The organism is Flavonifractor sp. An92 (assembly GCF_002159175.1).
Lineage (GTDB): Bacteria > Bacillota > Clostridia > Oscillospirales > Oscillospiraceae > Pseudoflavonifractor_A.
In genome coordinates this window covers 96,324-113,113 of the sequence record NZ_NFGZ01000005.1, presented here as the reverse complement: position 1 = coordinate 113,113, position 16,790 = coordinate 96,324, and the positions used below count along the sequence as shown (strand labels likewise).

Annotated in this window: 15 protein-coding genes and 1 pseudogene; 6 read left to right on the top strand and 10 right to left on the bottom strand. The window is 61.6% G+C overall.

The window, feature by feature from the left end:
- Window positions 1–242 precede the first annotated feature (242 nt).
- Together B5G43_RS05575 and B5G43_RS05570 are read left to right on the top strand one after the other, a co-directional pair.
- Window positions 243–620 (top strand): annotated as a pseudogene (locus tag B5G43_RS05575) (lysine--tRNA ligase); the annotation flags it as partial.
- A 64-nt stretch (window positions 621–684) separates the two neighbouring features.
- Window positions 685–1,725, top strand: coding sequence for an alcohol dehydrogenase (locus B5G43_RS05570; RefSeq protein WP_087259489.1), 1,041 nt, complete (start codon window positions 685–687; stop codon window positions 1,723–1,725).
- Between the two features lie 52 nt (window positions 1,726–1,777).
- Here the strand turns inward: B5G43_RS05570 and B5G43_RS17990 are convergent, their stop codons facing one another.
- Window positions 1,778–3,685: a tetratricopeptide repeat protein gene (locus B5G43_RS17990; protein WP_087259488.1), complete on the bottom strand. Its 1,908-nt coding sequence runs from the start codon at window positions 3,683–3,685 to the stop codon at window positions 1,778–1,780.
- Window positions 3,682–5,235 carry a hypothetical protein gene (locus B5G43_RS05560; protein WP_087259487.1) on the bottom strand — a complete coding sequence of 518 codons (1,554 nt, stop codon included), beginning with the start codon at window positions 5,233–5,235 and terminating at the stop codon, window positions 3,682–3,684. The genes B5G43_RS17990 and B5G43_RS05560 overlap by 4 nt, the downstream gene beginning before the upstream one ends.
- Before the next feature lie 124 nt (window positions 5,236–5,359).
- Here B5G43_RS05560 and B5G43_RS05555 point away from each other — a divergent pair, with 124 nt between their 5' ends.
- Window positions 5,360–6,070 carry a metallophosphoesterase gene (locus tag B5G43_RS05555; protein ID WP_158097365.1) on the top strand — a complete coding sequence of 237 codons (711 nt, stop codon included), beginning with the start codon at window positions 5,360–5,362 and terminating at the stop codon, window positions 6,068–6,070.
- A 46-nt stretch (window positions 6,071–6,116) separates the two neighbouring features.
- Here the strand turns inward: B5G43_RS05555 and B5G43_RS05550 are convergent, their stop codons facing one another.
- On the bottom strand, window positions 6,117–6,590 hold the full coding sequence (locus tag B5G43_RS05550; RefSeq protein WP_087259485.1) for a hypothetical protein: 474 nt from the start codon (window positions 6,588–6,590) through the stop codon (window positions 6,117–6,119).
- Window positions 6,591–6,801: 211 nt separating this feature from the next.
- Here B5G43_RS05550 and B5G43_RS05545 point away from each other — a divergent pair, with 211 nt between their 5' ends.
- A complete protein-coding gene (locus B5G43_RS05545) occupies window positions 6,802–7,524 on the top strand; it encodes a stalk domain-containing protein (protein WP_087259484.1) in 723 nt (240 codons plus the stop codon).
- Between the two features lie 54 nt (window positions 7,525–7,578).
- On the opposite strand, the gene B5G43_RS05540 is transcribed toward B5G43_RS05545, so the two are convergent.
- From B5G43_RS05540 to B5G43_RS05510, 7 genes are all read right to left on the bottom strand, one after another.
- Window positions 7,579–8,049 carry a hypothetical protein gene (locus B5G43_RS05540; RefSeq protein ID WP_143382839.1) on the bottom strand — a complete coding sequence of 157 codons (471 nt, stop codon included), beginning with the start codon at window positions 8,047–8,049 and terminating at the stop codon, window positions 7,579–7,581.
- 19 nt (window positions 8,050–8,068) lie between these two features.
- Window positions 8,069–8,653, bottom strand: a complete 585-nt coding sequence (locus tag B5G43_RS05535) for a DUF6199 family natural product biosynthesis protein (RefSeq protein ID WP_087259482.1) — start codon at window positions 8,651–8,653, stop codon at window positions 8,069–8,071.
- A gap of 133 nt (window positions 8,654–8,786) precedes the next feature.
- Window positions 8,787–9,422, bottom strand: coding sequence for a helix-turn-helix transcriptional regulator (locus B5G43_RS05530; protein WP_087259481.1), 636 nt, complete (start codon window positions 9,420–9,422; stop codon window positions 8,787–8,789).
- Between the two features lie 30 nt (window positions 9,423–9,452).
- A complete protein-coding gene (locus B5G43_RS05525; RefSeq protein ID WP_087259480.1) occupies window positions 9,453–9,806 on the bottom strand; it encodes a hypothetical protein in 354 nt (117 codons plus the stop codon).
- 263 nt (window positions 9,807–10,069) lie between these two features.
- Window positions 10,070–11,140 carry a SpoIVB peptidase gene (gene spoIVB, locus B5G43_RS05520; RefSeq protein ID WP_087259479.1) on the bottom strand — a complete coding sequence of 357 codons (1,071 nt, stop codon included), beginning with the start codon at window positions 11,138–11,140 and terminating at the stop codon, window positions 10,070–10,072.
- 216 nt (window positions 11,141–11,356) lie between these two features.
- Window positions 11,357–12,025 carry a 3'-5' exonuclease gene (locus tag B5G43_RS05515; RefSeq protein ID WP_158097364.1) on the bottom strand — a complete coding sequence of 223 codons (669 nt, stop codon included), beginning with the start codon at window positions 12,023–12,025 and terminating at the stop codon, window positions 11,357–11,359.
- Window positions 12,026–12,038: 13 nt separating this feature from the next.
- Window positions 12,039–14,225 carry a DNA topoisomerase III gene (locus B5G43_RS05510; protein WP_087259477.1) on the bottom strand — a complete coding sequence of 729 codons (2,187 nt, stop codon included), beginning with the start codon at window positions 14,223–14,225 and terminating at the stop codon, window positions 12,039–12,041.
- Between the two features lie 117 nt (window positions 14,226–14,342).
- On the opposite strand from B5G43_RS05510, the gene B5G43_RS05505 reads away from it, so the two are divergent.
- Window positions 14,343–14,864: a GNAT family N-acetyltransferase gene (locus B5G43_RS05505; protein WP_087259476.1), complete on the top strand. Its 522-nt coding sequence runs from the start codon at window positions 14,343–14,345 to the stop codon at window positions 14,862–14,864.
- Window positions 14,865–15,081: 217 nt separating this feature from the next.
- Window positions 15,082–16,779, top strand: coding sequence for an HlyD family efflux transporter periplasmic adaptor subunit (locus tag B5G43_RS05500; RefSeq protein WP_087259475.1), 1,698 nt, complete (start codon window positions 15,082–15,084; stop codon window positions 16,777–16,779).
- The last annotated feature ends 11 nt before the right edge of the window (window positions 16,780–16,790 follow it).

Below are 16,790 nucleotides of genomic sequence, written 5' to 3'. Positions count from 1 at the left end.
ACTACAACTTTTTACAACTTTCCCACAACTTTTGCTCAAAACCAAACGGCGCAGGAAGGCATGAAATGGAATCAAAGCTGTATGAAGAATGTCATGAAGGTGGCGGTTTTATGGCACAACAGGCTATGTTGAAACAAGATGAAACGGTCAGAACTCAAATTCCCACCATGAAGCCCCTGGACAAGCCCGCCGCCGCCAAGGAGGCCGCGCCCGCTGGCCCTGTGGTGAAGAAGGAGGAGGTCATCGACTTCTCCAAGGTGGAGATCGAGCCCCTGTTCCAGGAGTTCGTGGACTTCGAGACCTTTGCCAAGTCCGACTTCCGGGCCGTGAAGGTGAAGGAGTGCACCGCCGTGCCCAAGAGCAAGAAGCTCCTGAAGTTCGTGCTGGATGACGGCACCGGCACCGACCGCGTGATCCTCAGCGGCATCCACGACACCTACGAGCCCGAGGAGCTGGTGGGCAAGACCCTCATCGCCATCACCAACCTGCCCCCCCGCAAGATGATGGGCATTGATTCCTGCGGCATGATCATCTCCGCCATCCACCACGAGGAGGGCGTGGAGAAGCTCCACTGCCTGATGGTGGACGAGCACATCCCCGCCGGCGCAAAACTGTATTAACCATCCGACGGGACGCCTCCGAACCGGGGCGTCCCGTCTGTTTTCATCAAAAGGAGGGAACGCCATGCTGGCCTATACCTATGTGGGGCAGGGGGACTTCCGCCTGCTGGAAAAGCCCCGTCCCAGTCTGCTCCACCCCCGGGACGCGGTGGTGCGGGTGACCCTGTCCAGCATCTGCACCAGTGACCTGCACATCAAGCACGGCTCGGTGCCCCGGGCGGTGCCCGGCATCACCGTGGGCCACGAGCTGGTGGGCGTGGTGGAGGAGGCGGGGGAGGCCCTGCCGGAGACGCTGCGCCCCGGCACCCGGGTGGCGGTGAACGTGGAGACCTTCTGCGGAGACTGCTTTTTCTGCCGCCACGGCTGGGTGAACAACTGCACCGACCCACAGGGGGGCTGGGCGCTGGGCTGCCGCATCGATGGCGGACAGGCCGAGCACATCCGGGTGCCCTATGCCGACCAGGGGCTCACTCCCATCCCGGAGGGGGTCAGCGACCGGCAGGCCCTCTTCGTGGGGGACATCCTGGCCACCGGCTACTGGGCGGCGGATATCTCGGACATCACGCCGGAGGATACGGTGGTCATCCTGGGGGCGGGGCCCACCGGACTTTGTACCCTCCAGTGCGTGCTGCTGAAGCACCCCCGCCGGGTCATCCTCTGCGAGAAGGACGAGGGACGCCGCTCCTGGGCGGCGGAGCGCTATCCCCAGGTCCTGACGGTGGGGCCGGAGGAGCTCCTGCCCTTCGTCCAGATCCACAGCGACCACGGCGGGGCCGACGTGGTGCTGGAGGTGGCGGGCAGCCCGGACACTTTCCGGCTGGCCTGGCAGTGCGCCCGGCCCAACGCCGTAGTGACGGTGGTGGCCCTGTACGACGGGCCCCAGACCTTGCCCCTTCCGGACATGTACGGCAAGAACCTCACCTTCAAGACCGGCGGCGTGGACGGCTGCAAGTGCGCGGAGATCCTGGACCTCATCGCCCGGGGCGAGCTGGACACCACCGCCCTCATCACCCACACTTACCCGTTGAAGGACATTGCCGCGGCCTACGACCTCTTCGAGCAACGGCGGGACGGGGTCATCAAGGTAGCCATCACCCCCGATTAAATGGAACACGCCCGCAGCCATTGGCTGCGGGCGTTCCAGTCTCGCAAAGGGGTCAGAAGAACAGGGTCAGCAGGAGGGCTTCCTCCTCAGCGCGCCTAGCTTCTTCGGCGCGTCGGGCTTCTTCGGCGCGCCGGGCCTCCTCAGCGCGCCGGGCCTCCTCAGCGCGCCGGGCCTCTTCGGCACGCCGGGCCTCTTCGGCACGCCGGGCCTCCTCAGCACGCCGAGCTTCTTCCGCACGCCAGGCCTCCTCGGCACGCTTCGCTTTGATGCCGGGCATGCGCTCCAGCACGGCTTCTGCGTAGCCTTGCAGCTGGGGATACTGTTCTGCCGCCCGCTCCAGTGCCCACAGGAAGGCCTCCGCATCGTCGTCTTCCTTCCACTCCGGGTGACTGACCAGCTGCTGCAGGGCCTGCCCATAGGAAAGCCAGTAGGCGAGGTCTTTTTCGTCGTCCTCTATGTAGTAATACAGGATCGTCACCAGCTGCTTCAGATAGCGGAGCCGGTCGGCGGAGGAACACTGGGACTGCACCAGGGCCTTCAGCTCCCGGACGGCCTCCTGAAATTTCCCCAGGTTTTTCAAGGCCAGGGCGATGTTGTAAGACTGGCGGGGCTTCCCCGCGGCCGCCGCTTTTTCGTACCAGCGGATGGCATCCTCCCACCGCCTCTGATGAAAGCAGGCGTTGCCCATGTTGTTGAAGATAAAGGGGACCTTTCCGCGCTCCGCGGCGGGCAGACCCCACTGCAGCGACTCTTCATACTCGCCCAGCAGATTGAAGTGATAGGACAGATTGCCCCGGGCGGTATCATCCTCACCCTCCTCATTCAGGTAGCGCTGATAGTAGCGGATGCAGTAGCGATGATCGTCCTCTGTGAGGGTTTCCTTGGCCTGGCTGAATGCGTAGGCCACCCGGAACTGACGGCCCTTCTCATAAAAATGGGTCTTGTCCAGCGACTCCTGGTAGAGCTGGTTGGCCTGTGCGAAGTCGTCTTTGTCGTAGTAATAGTCTCCGGCCCGGAAGTAGTAGGTACACGCCCGGGACTTGTCTCCCTTGGCCACATAGGCCCGGGCCAGCCAGAGGGACTGCTGTGCGGTGAGGGAGGAGTTGTTTTTCACCAAGTGTTCCTCATACTCGGTGAGCTCCCGGATGATGGCGTCACAGTGCTCCGCCGCGTTGGAGCTCTGGGCCAGGGTCTGGGCGATGAGACGGTTCAGCTCCCAGGTGTCGTGGAGCTTCCGTGCCTGGCGAAAGAGGTCCATTGCTCGCTGTAATTGGCCCTGGTTGAGGGCCTCCTTTCCCTGGCTGACCAGGCTTTGGCTCTGGCTTTTTCGCTGCTGTTCCTGGCGCTGGCGCTCCTGTTCCCGGCGGAGCTGCTCCTGGCGCTGGCGCTCCTGCTCCTGCCGGAGCTGTTCTTGGCGTCGGCGCTCCTGCTCCTGTCGGAGCTGTTCCTGGCGCCGGCGCTCCTGCTCCTGTCGGAGCTGTTCCTGGCGCTGCCACTCCCGTTCCCGGCGGAGCTGCTCCTGGTGCTGGCGTTCCCGCTCCTGTCGGAGCTGTTCCTGCCGCTGCTGCTCCTGCCACTCCCGCTCCCGACGGAGCTGTTCCTGACGCTGGCGCTCCTGCTGCGCCTGCTGCTGGGACTGCTGATACTGCCGGTAGAACCGCTGAAAGGTCCCGCCCTCCACCGCACCGTTGTCCTGGTCTGCCCAGTACTGGTCCACAAAATCCGCAAGGACCTGCTTGGGACACCGGGGATAGGCGCCGCTGTTTTTGCCGGAGAAGCCATAGGCCCGCATGAGGCTGGACACCAACCGGCCGGGCTGGTCGGAGTTGATGCCCAGCCGATCCTCGCCCACCTCGTTCATGTTCCAGCCCTTGACCAGGTAGTGGTACATGGCGTCCACCCGGTCCTCAAAGTCCAGCTGCTCGATGGCCAGGAGGTCGTTGTCGGTGGCGTAGATCATGCCTGCTCCTCCCGGTGGAGGTGTTCCTTCCAGGAGCCGTCTGTGCCGATGGTCCCCACAAAGCCGCCATGCTGTACCTGGAAGTATCCATAGGTCCCAAACAGGGAGGAGGAGCTTTGCCACTGGACCCGGTCATAGCGGCAGGGGACAACATACTTCTCCGTGTTCCAATTGAATATTCCCAGCTGGCCAAACTGATCGACCAGCAGGAAAGAGAGATTTTCGTCCACCACCTCGATATGGGTAAAGGCCAGGGGGGTGAGCCACCGTGCCACCTGGAGCTTGCCTGTCTCGCTGTCGTTGCTCAGCCGGGCCACCGCCCAGTAGCCCTCTTTCTCGATCAGTGCGATCCTATCGCGGAGACATTTTTGTACGGTAAAATCCGGCGGAGGGGCGGATGCTGCTTTCCTGCAGGTATCTACCAGCCACGGGGAGGGACCTTCAAAATCGATTGCCACCCAGCGGATGCAATCTGGTCCGAAATTGTTCTCCAGGGCCAGAAAATCGGGCAGGAAGGTCACGTCCCATTGCTCCACAAAGAAGGGTGGATGGAGCAGCAGACCTTTCTTCACTTCCGCAGATGGACGATAGAGCAGGAATTTCTGGTCCAGGCTGTATTCACGCCAGCCGTCCTTCTGAGGGAGCAGGTCTCGGCCCTTGACGGTAAAAGCCCCGTTCAGATCCAGCCAGATCTCCTGCTGGTCATAAGGGGCCTTCACGGAGCAGACGATCTGAAACTGCGTGTTCCACTCGAAGCTCTCATCCTTGCTCCAGGCAAAGATGCAGCTCTCCGCATCCCCATAGCGTGCCACCAGGATCTCATCGAACTGAGGCGGGACGATCTGGGTGAAAAGGCGGCTGACATAACCCCACTTGCCGTCGGGCTCGGTCCGGTAGCGGTAGCCCATGATTTCCTCGTCCTCTGACCACGAACTCACCTTGCCTATGAGGGGCTCGCAGGCCGCCAGCTCCGTCACCGGGCCATCCGTGCCGGGCAGGGAGATAAACTCCTTGTTTTCCTCGTCAAAGAAGCAGGGCGCGCCGTTGCGGGTGATGAGGGAGCAGGTCTGCGGCGGCAGAGGGTTCCCCCATCGGGCGACCATCTCCCAGCTTTCGGTCTCCGGCTCCCCGTCCGGGAGGTCATTGTCCTCCTCGCTCTCTTCCTCCTCCAGTGTGCAGGTCACCAGATCCAGGTCGAAGTCCTCCGAGACCTCCGCCCAGCCGGCGATGCCGTGGAAGATGGAGGACAGGGCCGTGGGCGCGCCGGCGTTGGTCTTGAGATGGAAGCGGTCAGTACCGGCGATGGTGCTGGTGCCCTTTCCTTTCTCTCCCATCAGGCAGGTCTTGCCCTCCTCCAACAGTTTTTGCAGCAGCTCCTCGCCGCCCAGCTTCATCAGCCGGTCAAAGGTTTTCCGGTGGTTCTTCCGGATGGACTGCTCCTGAAAGTCCAGTTCAAAGACGCCATTGCCGTCGGCGAAGCCAAACGGGGCGTCCGCCAGGGTTCCACGCAGACTTTTGTCCTCCAAACACGCGCGCAGGGAATATTCCATGTTCCAACACCCTTTCTTCCGGACGGAATAGTCCGGTCTCTTCTCAGGTCCCTGCTATTGTAACATACCTGCATCCGGATGCAAAGGCCGTATCGGAATGAGTCAGAAAAGGAGAAAAGTAACCATGATCTACTGCATGTCTGACCTTCATGGACACTATGAGAACTACATCGCTATGCTGCGGGAGATCTCCTTCCGGCCGGAGGACACCCTGTACGTGCTGGGAGACGTCATCGACCGGGGCCCGGACGGTATCAAAATCCTCCGGGACATGATGGCCCGCCCCAATGTGGTCCCCCTTCTGGGCAATCACGAGCTCACCGCCGCCCTGTGCCTCAAGTGGCTGCTCCAGGAGATCACCGCGGAGCGGGCGGAGGACCTGGGGGAGGTGGAACTGGCGTCCCTGGGAGACTGGATGGCCAACGGGGGAGAGCCAACCCTCCGGGCGCTGCAGCAGCTGAGCCGGGCGGAACAGCGGGAGGTGCTGGACTACATCCGGGACATGGAGCTCTACGCCGAGGTGGAGGCGGGGGGCCGCTCCTTCGTGCTGGTCCACGCGGGGCTGGACCACTTCGACCCGGAGAAGCCCCTGGAGGACTACGAGCTGGAGGACTTTTTATTCTGCCGCCCAGGCCCGGACCAGAACTACTATCCCGACCGCTATGTGGTCTACGGCCACACACCCACCCGCCTGCTCTGCCGCTGGACGGGGGAGGAGCCCCGGGACAAGATCGTCCGCCGGGGCATACAGATCGCCATCGACTGCGGCTGCGGCCACGGAGGAACGCTGGGGTGCCTGTGCCTGGACACCCTGGAGGAATTTTATACGGAATAACAGAACGCCCGGACGGTCCATCGGACCGTCCGGGCGTTTGATGTTTTTACTGGACTTGCTTCCGACCAAAGGGGATGAAGAGCAGCGGAGCCAGGAAGCAGGTTACAGCCAGGAGAATATGTGGTCCGGTGACCAGTGCCAGCAGATGGGAGAGGATTCCCGGCCAGGTTTGGAAGATTGCGATGAGAAAGGTAGCTGTGGGAAATTGGGGAAGCGACATCTGGATTCCCAGTATAATCAGATAAACCACCGTCATGATGCCCGCCGAGACGGCGATCTCCACCCGGGTCATGGAGCGGAAGGCCCAGAGTCCGCCCAGGAGGAGCACGATCAGAAAGAGGGCGCTGTTAAAAAGCACATAGCGGACGATATTGACGTTTGTTGTAAGAAGCCCGCTTTCATCCATGGTTCTTACCATAAAGAAAGCGTCTCCCAGATAGACCGTCACATAAAAGCTCAGACAGCTGGTAATCAGACAATAGGCAGGTACGCGCCAGAGTGTTTGTTTCCGCACGTTCATGGGTATCCCTCCCTGTTCTGTTTTCTATGTTCAGTATAACAGATCGGAAGAAAAAAGGACAGGCGCAATTTGCTTTCAACCGGGTTTCCCGTGGCGTCCGGCAGGTGCGTAGAGGCATCTATCTATTGACAAAACAGGCTTGGAGGTCCACAATAAAGGAAACGCAGACCTCTGCGCGGTGTGTTGGAAACGAAACAAAGGAGGAAGTACCATGAAGAAGATCACGCGTAACCGGGCCCTGGCTGCCGTCGCGGTGGCGGGACTGCTCTGCGGCACCGCCGTGGCCACCAATGCGGTGACGACCAAGATGATCGAGGCCAACTACATGGGTATTCGCCTGGTGGTGGATGGCAAGGAGATCACCCCCAAAGACCCCAACGGCAAGGTTGTGGAGCCCTTCGCCAGCGGCGGCACCACCTATCTGCCCGTCCGCGCCGTGGGTGAGGCCCTGGGCAAGGAGGTCACCTGGGACGGCGAGACCGCCACGGTCTATGTGGGCGCGATCCCCGGCCAGGCCGACAGCTGGATGAAGCTGCTGCCCCCCTACCAGGTCAATGGGGGGAGTACGATCTATGACGGCAGCGATCTCAAGTCTTACATGACGGTGGCCGGAAAGGACATCACCGAGGGCGTCATGCTCCAGGACCGCACCGCGGCGTCCACCACCGCTTCCTACGCCCTCTGGAACACCGACCTGAAGTACAACACCATGACCTTCACCGTGGGCCATGTGGACGGGACGGAGGCAGACGACGCCACCCTGGAGGTCTATCTGGACGGCGAGTTGAGTACCAGCTACGACCTCAAGTGGGACGGGGGTGTCCAGACCGTCAGCGTGCCCCTGAACCGGGCGGCCAACGTCAAGCTGCTGGTGGTGAAGTCCATCTTCCACTCCCAGGCGGGCTACGGCATCTATGACATTTCCTTTTCTTAATTGAACAGAGAGAAGCCCCGGCGGTCTGTGTGACCGCCGGGGCGTTTGATGTCTTTACTGAACTTGTTTCCGACCAAAGGGGATGAAGAGCAGCGGCGCCAGACAGGCGAGCACCGCCGAAAGGGTTGGCTGTCCAGTGGCTTTAAACAGCAGCGAGGTGAGGATGGAAGGCCAGTTCCGGAGCGTGGCGGCAGCGACTGTGACCGACACGGGAGGCTGGGGGAACATACGCAGAAGGCCCAGCGCCACTAGATAGACCACGGTCATGATTCCCGCCGAGACGGCGATTTCCGCCCGGGTCATGGAGCGGAAGGCCCAGAGGCCGCCCAGGAGGAGCACGATCAAAAACAGAACGCCGTTGAAAATTCCGGAGCGGACCTGGTCGATGCTTCCCACGACGACCCCGTCCTCTCCCACAGTGGTTACCACGAAGAAGAACCGGCCCAGATAGACCGTCACGTAGAAGCTCAGCCAGCTGGCGATCAGGCAATAGATCGGAACACGCCAGAGTGTTTGTTTCCGCACTTTCATGGGGATCCCTCCTTTATACAAACAGGCAGACCACACCGGCAACGATCGCCACAATACCGCCGGCACGTTCCGCAAACAGGGCCAGATCCGAGGGCTCCGCGTCCTTAAAGTGCCAGCCGTAGCTCAGATACCACATCGTGTGGGGACTGATGGCATGAACCGCGCCCAGCAGAATCAGGATCAGACCAAGCCCGATATAGTGACCGGAATCGTCTGTTTTGGTGGGGACACTCAGGCACAGTACGTCCCACAACACCTCGCCCGCCACATATTTGTCCGGATCATAGTTATCGCTCCATCCACCATACCCAACATGTCCACCCTCACTCCACCAGTAAGTCGAACCGTCCGGGTAGGTCACATGAAGATCCGCGCTTCCTCCGCTGCCCGTCACCTCGTACTGGCAGACATAGCCGTCCACGGAGATGGTCTGCTGCTCCTGGTCTACCGTAAACACCTTACCCTGCTCTTCGACCTCATACACCGTGGAGGGCTTCTTTTCGCTCCCGCAGGCGGCCAGGAACAGCAGAAGCAGCAGAACCAGCCAGGAGAGGCCACGGAAGCGGCGGGTTTTCGACTTGACAGCATCGTGTCTCATAAGTACATCCCCATCTCTGCTTTTCTACCATCATTATACAAGACTTACCCGCCTGTGTCATTCCTTTTTGTTTATTTTGTTTAAGGATACGGCCTTTTGAGATGATTGGGCTGCCGCTTATATGTGATTGCAATCAGGGGGAACTTCTCTTTTGAACCTTTGCGATCTTCCAGTCCACAAAAATGCCTATGGCGAGATAGACCACCCAGAAGGCAGCGAATCCAATCGGCGGATTTACCATCAAGGGGTACGGGGCGATCAGGCCGATTCCCAGAAGCATATTGCAGGCAACGGACAAAGGTATGAAGGTCACCGTCCAGATATTGATGAAGAGAAACCGCTGCTTTGCCCTGGGCTTTGTCACATCATCGGAGAGGATCATGCCGATCCCGTAAACCATACATCCAATCACAAGGAAGATGAGGCCGATCGCGGTCGCAGTTGCGACCTGCTCTTCATGCCATACCATGGCAGCGACAATGAGCCCCATAAAATTCAAGGCGGTTCCCACAATAGAAAACAGGTTGGCATTGGGTTTATCTTTCGATTTGGGGTTTTCTTTGGGAAGCGGTTCCATTCCTTTCAACAGATAGTCCGTTGCAACGTCAAAGAACTCACTCAGAAGGATGACCTTTTCCAGGTCAGGAGAGGATTGTCCGCTTTCCCACTTGGAAACCGCCTGCCGGGATACCCCGATCTGATCCGCCAATTCTTCCTGAGAAATTCCCTTTGCTTTTCTCAAGTGCTGTATTCTGTCTGCCAGCGTCATTATGGATGCTCCTTTCCTCTTTGCACATCATCAGTCTGCATTACAATCCTCCCGGGAATAAAAGGCGCCCTCCCAGTCCCAAAGGGTATAGAGGAACCTTCCGCTGTCATCTCCCTTTACGGAAAACACACGCATGGTGATCGTTCCATTGGTGACGGAACCCAAATACGCCCCGCGGTCAGCACCTGAAAACTCATTTGCTCTTGCGCCATCGCGATCTTCCACATACCTCACGCCATCGATTTCGATCCACTGACATTCCGGCCCCTTTATGGTTCCAATGATCGGTTTTTGAACGGCCATCTGAAAAAGGGGAATGGCAGCCACAAGCGCAATGCCCGCAGCCAGTAGGACAGATGCGATGAGAATCCTCTTTTTTAGCATGTTATGTCCCTCCATACAAATCCAAATCTGTAAGTTTATTTTACAAGATGATGTCATATCACTCCGAACTTTTTGATAAATATTTCCTTAACTTTTCTTTGACAACAGGATAGCAGATTCCTTGGTTGCATTGCCACCATCTGCACTTGGAAATGTGTCAACCAACGGTTGCAATGCGGTTTCCAACGTACAAATCAAGAAAAAAGTTGCCCCTGTGAGTTATCACAGGGGCAACAAGGTTCCTTTTCGTCTGCCTGATTTTGTTATGCCGGGCTGTCCGCTGCGTCCAGCATGTGCTCCAGGAGGATGCCGTACCCCTGGGTGGGGTCGTTGACCAGAACGTGGGTGACCGCGCCGATGAGCTTACCGTCCTGGAGGATGGGGGAGCCGCTCATACCCTGGACGATGCCCCCGGTGGCGGAGAGAAGGGCCTCGTCGGTGACCTTCACCGTCATATCCTTGCCGCTGCCCTCGGGGTAGATGTGGGTGATCTCCACCTGGTATTCCTTCACTTCGTCCCCGGCGATGTTGGAGCGGATGACCGCCTTGCCGGTGTGGACCTCATCCCGCCCGGCCACCGGGACCGCTTCCACCCCGGCGGTGAGGGAGGTGTCGGTGAGGGTGCCGAAAATGCCGGAACTGCTGTTGCAGTAGAGCTCTCCCAGGTCACGGCTGGCCTGGAAGGCGCCGTGGAGCTCACCGGGCGCGCCCACCTCGCCGGGGCGCACGTCCTGCACGGTGGCGTACATGATGGACCCGGACTGGAGGGGCATGAGCTGGGCGGTGTCCACGTCGCTGATGCCGTGGCCCAGGGCGCCGAACACGCCGCTGGCCGGGTCATAGAAGGTCATGGTGCCGATGCCCGCCATGGAGTCCCGGATCCAGGCGCCCAGCTTGTAGCTGCCGTCAGAGGCGCACTGGACGGCCTGGGCGGTGACCTGCAATTCCTCCCCGTCCCGGCGGGCCCGGATGCTCATGGTTTCCCCCTCCAGATCCTGGAGGATGGACTGAACCTCCTCGATGGTGCCCACCTCTTCGCTGTTGATGTGGGTGATGATGTCGCCCTCCCGCAGGCCGCAGCTCTTGGCCGGGGCGGAGCTGCCGGCGGCGGTGTCCACCTCGCTGAGGCCCACCACCATCACGCCGTCGGCGAAGAGCTTGATGCCCACCGCCCGGCCCAGGGGATACACCATGTCACCCACGCCGGCCACGCTCCCCGCGGCGGCGGCTCCAGCCGGACCGGCACTGAATACCAGCGCCGCCAGCGTCAGCGCCAGGGCGGCCGCCCGCACCGCCCAGGACAGCCATGGTTTTGCAATCGATTCCTCCTGCATAGTTTCACCCTTTCCGCGTCAAAATTATCATGCGCGAAAAAACCGCGCAAGCATAATATGACCGCGGCGGCGGGAAAGAACCCGCCGCCGCCGCTGCCAAAGAAACACACCTTTGGAATGGAAAGAGCTGCCGGCCCGCAGATGCGGGCTCTTTCGTTTTTTATGCAGGAAATTGTTTGTATCGCGTCCAAAAATCCATGAAATCGTGAAAAAAGCTCACTTCTCCAGCCGTTCCAGATAGGCTTTCAGGGCAGAATTCTCCCCCAGGGAGCTGCCCGTGTGCTTCTCCGGATGGAGGGCCTGCCACACCGCGCCGGCCTGCTCCTTGAGCCGCCCCTCCTTCACCAGTTTCAGCAGAGTGGCGGAGTTCTCCGCGTCGTGGACCGCCCGGTGGGCCTCGCCCTCAAAGGTGCAGGCCGCCGCTCCCAGCGCGTGCTTCAGGGACAGGCTGTTGGCCCCGGAGAGGCCGATGAGGCGGGTATACACGTCCTGAAAGTCCATCCAGCGCCCCTCCAGAGGGGCGGGGAGCTCCACTTCCTTCAGCCAGCTCTCGTCGAAGAGCTGGTTCTGGTCGGTGCGGCTCCAGGAGTAGATGCGGGTGCGCCCGCCGCCGATCCATTCCCCGAAGGCGGCGATGGCCTCCGCAAAGGGCTCGGCATTGGCCACATCGGCGTCGGTGATGCCGGTGAGCTGGGTGATGCGCTTGTGGATGGGGGCGTACTGGGGCTTCACAAAGCGGGAGTAGCGGTCGATGAGGTTGTAGTCCTGGTCCAGCTTCACCGCGCCGATCTCCACGATCTCCGCCCGGGCCATCTGCCGGGCCTCAGTAAACTCCCGGGGGATGGGGTTCATCTCAAAATCCAGAAAAATATGGCTGTCGTACATGGTTCTCTCTCCCTTACGAATTGCGCTCCATCCACTTGGCCAGCTGCTCGGCCAGGGCGGAGTTGCCGGTGTCCTTCTGCTGCTCCTGCTGTTCCAGGTAGCGCCGCACATCCCGCTTGCCGCCGCCGGCCTTGGCCTTGCGGGCCTTGAAGTCGGAGAGCTTCTCCCGGTAGCCGCACACGCAGGCGAACATCTGCTTGTCGCCCTCGCCCCGCAGCTCCATCTTCTTGTGGCAGTTGGGGCAGCGGGCGTTGGTGACCTGCTTCAGGCTCCGGCGGTAGCCGCACTCCCGGTCGGGGCAGACCAGCATCTCGCCGCCCCGCTTGGTCTTGACTCGCAGCAGGAACTTGCCGCACTCGGGGCAGGGGGAGCGGGTCTGGTTGTCGTGGGAGTAGGTGGCGTCGCTGGCCTTCACCTGGGCCACCAGGCGGGAGGCGTAGTCCCGCATCTCGGCGATAAAGGCGTCCTCCTGTTCCTCGCCCTTGGCGATGGCCCCCAGGCGGCCCTCCCAGCGGGCAGTGAGGGCGGGGGAGCGCAGATCCTCCGGGGCCAGGTCCACCACCTGCATGCCCTTGGAGGTGGGCACCAGCTCCTTGCCCCGCCGCTCCAGATAGAAGGCGGAGAAGAGCTTTTCGATGATGTCGGCCCGGGTGGCGGGGGTGCCCAGGCCGCCGGTCTCCTCCAGCACCTTGCTCTGGGCTTTATCCTGGACATGGGAGCCGGGGTGCTCCATGGCGGAGAGAAGGGTGGCCTCGGTGTAGCGCTTGGGCGGGGCGGTCTGGCCGTTGGCCAGCTTCACCGCCTGCACCGGCAGCGTGGCCCCCTCGGCCACTTCGGGGAGGGCCTGCTCCCGGTCGTCGGCGTCCTCGTCCTCCTCCATGGTGTCGAAGGTACGGTCGTAGGCCGCCCGCCAGCCCGGCTCCACCATGCGCTTGCCACGGGCGGTGAAGGTCTCCCCGTCCACGGTGAGGGTGAGGGAGAGCTCCTCGTACTTGCATGGCGGCAGCAGCACCGCCAGGAAGCGGCGCACCACCAGATCGTAGATGTTCCGCTCGCCGCCGCTCATCCGCCACAGGTCCACCTGCTCCTCGGTGGGGATGATGGCGTGGTGGTCGGTGACCTTGGCGTCGTTGACCAGGTACTTGGTCTGGAGGGGGCGCTTGCGGCGGATGGCGAGGGCCAGGTCCTTGTACACATCCACCGCCACCGAGGAAAGCCGCTCAGGCAGGGTGGGCACCAGGTCGGCGGTGAGGTAGCGGGAGTCGGTGCGGGGGTAGGTGAGGACCTTGTGGGTCTCGTAGAGGGACTGCATCATGCCCAACGTCTCCTTGGCGGAGTAGGCGTACTTTTTATTAGCGTCCCGCTGGAGCTCGGTGAGGTCGTAGGCCGCCGGAGGCGGGACCTCCTTCACGGCCCGCTTCACCTGGGTGATTTTCGCCGTCTTACCCTCCAGGCGAGCGGCCAGGGCCCTGGCGGTGTCCTCGTCAAAGATGCGGGCCTGGCCATTTTTGTCCCGCCAGGTGGCGGTGAAGCCGGGCACCTGGAGGCGGACGGTGTAGAAGGGCTTGGGCCGGAAGGACCGGATCTCCTGCTCCCGGTCCACGATGAGGGCCAGGGTGGGGGTCTGCACCCGCCCGGCGGAGAGCTGGGCGTTGTACTTGCAGGTGAGGGCCCGCGTCACGTTGAGGCCCACCAGCCAGTCGGCCACGCTCCGGGCCCAGGCAGAGTGGTAGAGGTTGTCGTACTCGGCGGCGGGGCGCAGGTGGGCAAAGCCGTCCTTGATGGCCTTGTCGGTCTGGGAGGAGATCCACAGCCGTTTCGTGGGGCCGTGCCAGCCCGCCTTTTCCAAAATCCAGCGGGCCACCAGTTCGCCCTCCCGCCCGGCGTCGGTGGCGATGACAAGTTCCGAGACATCTTTGCGTCTTAAAAGGGCCTGCACGGCCCGGAACTGCCGCCCGGACTGGGGGATCACCACGGTTTTCATCTCCCGGGGCAGCATGGGCAGGGTGAGCATGTCCCACTTCTGCCAGGCCTTGTCGTAGGCCTCGGGGGCGGCCAGCTCGATGAGGTGGCCCAGCGCCCAGGTGACGATGTATTGTTCCCCCTCCAGGCAGCCCTCGCCGCTGCGGGGGCAGCCCAGCACCCGGGCCAGCTCCCGGCCCACCGAGGGTTTTTCCGCTAATACCAGTGTTTTGGACATGGTTCGCTCCTTCTGGGGGAAGTCCCCCGGCGAATTGACTTTTCAAATCCCTTCCATTATACTGGAACCACCGAGAAAACGCAATTCCCCCGGCAGGGGGAGGAGAGGAGCTTCACAATGATCCGAAAAGCCGTCCCCGGCGACCTGGACGCCATTGAAGAGATCTACGACGCCCTGTTCCGCGCCGACGAGAAGCGGGGCCACAGCTACACCAACTGGCAGCGGGGGCTCTATCCCACCCGGGACACCGCCCGGAAGGCGGGGAAGGCCGGGACCCTCTATGTGGTGGAGATGGGGGGCGACATCGCCGCGGCGGTGAACCTGAACCAGGTCCAGCCCGACGAGTACGCCGCCATTCCCTGGACTATCCCCGCCAAGGACAGCGAGGTGCTGGTCATCCACACTCTGGTGGTCCACCCGGTCATCGCCGGGAAGGGTCTGGGCCGCAAGTTGGTGGCCTTTGCCGAGGGCCTGGCCGCCGGTATGGGGTGCAAGGCCATCCGGCTGGACACCTATGAGGGCAACGAGCCCGCCCGGTCCTTCTATGAGCGCCAGGGCTACCGCCTGGCGGGCAGCGCCCCCTTCCACTTTGAGGGGGTCATCGACGAGACTTTGGTCTGCTACGAGAAAGAAATTTGATTTCAAAACCGTTCTCCGGCTTTGCCCGGAGAACGGTTTCTTTTCTGTATCATGGTAAAATAAGGCAAAATTTGTTGGATAATTTAAGATTTCGTTAAGAATTTGTCACCCGATTGCAAATATCTTTTGCAGGTGGACATGGTATAATGGACCCAGCAAGGCTCTGCGCTTTGCTCCGGCGGGGGCCGGGGCCGCGGAGCGTGAGGAGGAACGAACTATGACGGAACAACAGACTCCCGTTTCCACCCCTGTGGAGAATGTGCCGGAGGTGACCGCTCCGCCCAAGCCCAACAAGAAGCGGCGGCGCAAAAAGACCCTCAGCCGGGTCCTGGCCGCCGTGCTGGTGCTGGCGCTGGCGGGCGGCGGCGGATTTGTGGTATGGAAATTCGCCTTCACCGACAAGCCCAAGGAAAAGGGCGAGATGATGCTGGGAACCGTGGACATCGGCTCCATCTCCTCCATGGTGCAGGGCACCGGCAATGTGGCGGCCAAGTCGGCCTCCACCATCACGCTGACCAGCCCCGGCACGGTCAGCCAGGTATTCGTCACGGAGGGTCAGCAGGTGGCCAAGGGCGACCCGCTGTACACCATCCGCAGCCAGGCGGCGGAGGAGACCCTGAAGAGCGCTCAGGAGAGCCTCAAGACCCTCCAGGAGGACATGAACAAGCTCAACGAGGAGCTGGGCAAGCTCACCGTGCAGGCCCCCTTCTCCGGCAAGCTCATGAACGTGGAGGACCTGCAGGTGGGGGACACCCTGAGCAAGGACGGCCGGGTGGCCACTCTGGTCAACGACAAGAAGCTGCGCCTGTCCCTCTACTTCAGCTACGCCTATGAGAACTCCATCTCGGTGGGGCAGAGCGCCAAGGTCTCCATCCCCGCGGTGATGAAGGACTACACCGGCACGGTGGAGAAGATCAACAAGGTCAGCTTCATCACCCCCGAGGGCTCCAAGTGCTTCGAGGTGGTGTTCGTGCTGGACAACCCCGGCACCCTCACCCAGGACATGGACGCCACCGTGTCCCTGACCGCCGCCGACGGTACCACCATCTATCCCTATGAAAACGGCAAGCTGGAGTACTACGAGAGCCGGGAGCTCACCGCCAAGGCCAACGGCCCGGTGGAGAAGGTGAATCTCCTCAACTACGCCGATGTGACGGCGGGGCAGACCCTGGTGGTCCAGGGCGACGACGAGATCCGGGACCAGATTCGGGCCAAGAACGAGGAGCTGGTGGCGGCTCAGAAGAAGGTGGAAGAGGCCCAGAAGGCCCTGTCCGACTTCAACGCCGTGGCCCCCATCGACGGCACCGTGGTCTCTCTGGGCATTGCCGCCGGCGAGGAAGTGGAGAGCGGCAAGGTGGCCATCTCCATCGCCGACACCTCCGTCATGAAGGTGGTCATCGACGTGGACCAGCGCAACATCGCCTTCATCGAGAAGGGCCAGATGATCGACCTCACCGACTGGAACGGCAATACATACATGGGCGTTGTGGAGTCCATCAGCCTGGAGCCCAAGGCGGACAGCTCGGTCACCGTGTTCCCGGTGACGCTGAGCGTGGACAACTTTGACGGCTCCCTCCGCAACGGCGTCAGCGTGGATTACAGCTTCGCCGCCAGCCAGAGCCTGGACTGCATGGTGGTGCCCGCCGCCGCCATCCGCTACACCAGCGACGCCGACGGCAACACCATGCCCATCGTGTACCTCCAGGCCGAGGAGCGCCCGGAGAACGCCATCGATCTGCCCGAGCCGGAGCCCGGCATGGAGGACAGTGTGGATGCGCCGCCGGAGGGCTTCTACGCCGTGCCGGTGGAGACGGGACTTTCCGACCCGGCCAACGCCGAGATCAAGTCCGGCCTGGAAGTGGGCGACGTGATCTTTATCACCTACCAGAACACCGAAGGCATGGCCTACGGTTAAGACGGGAGCGG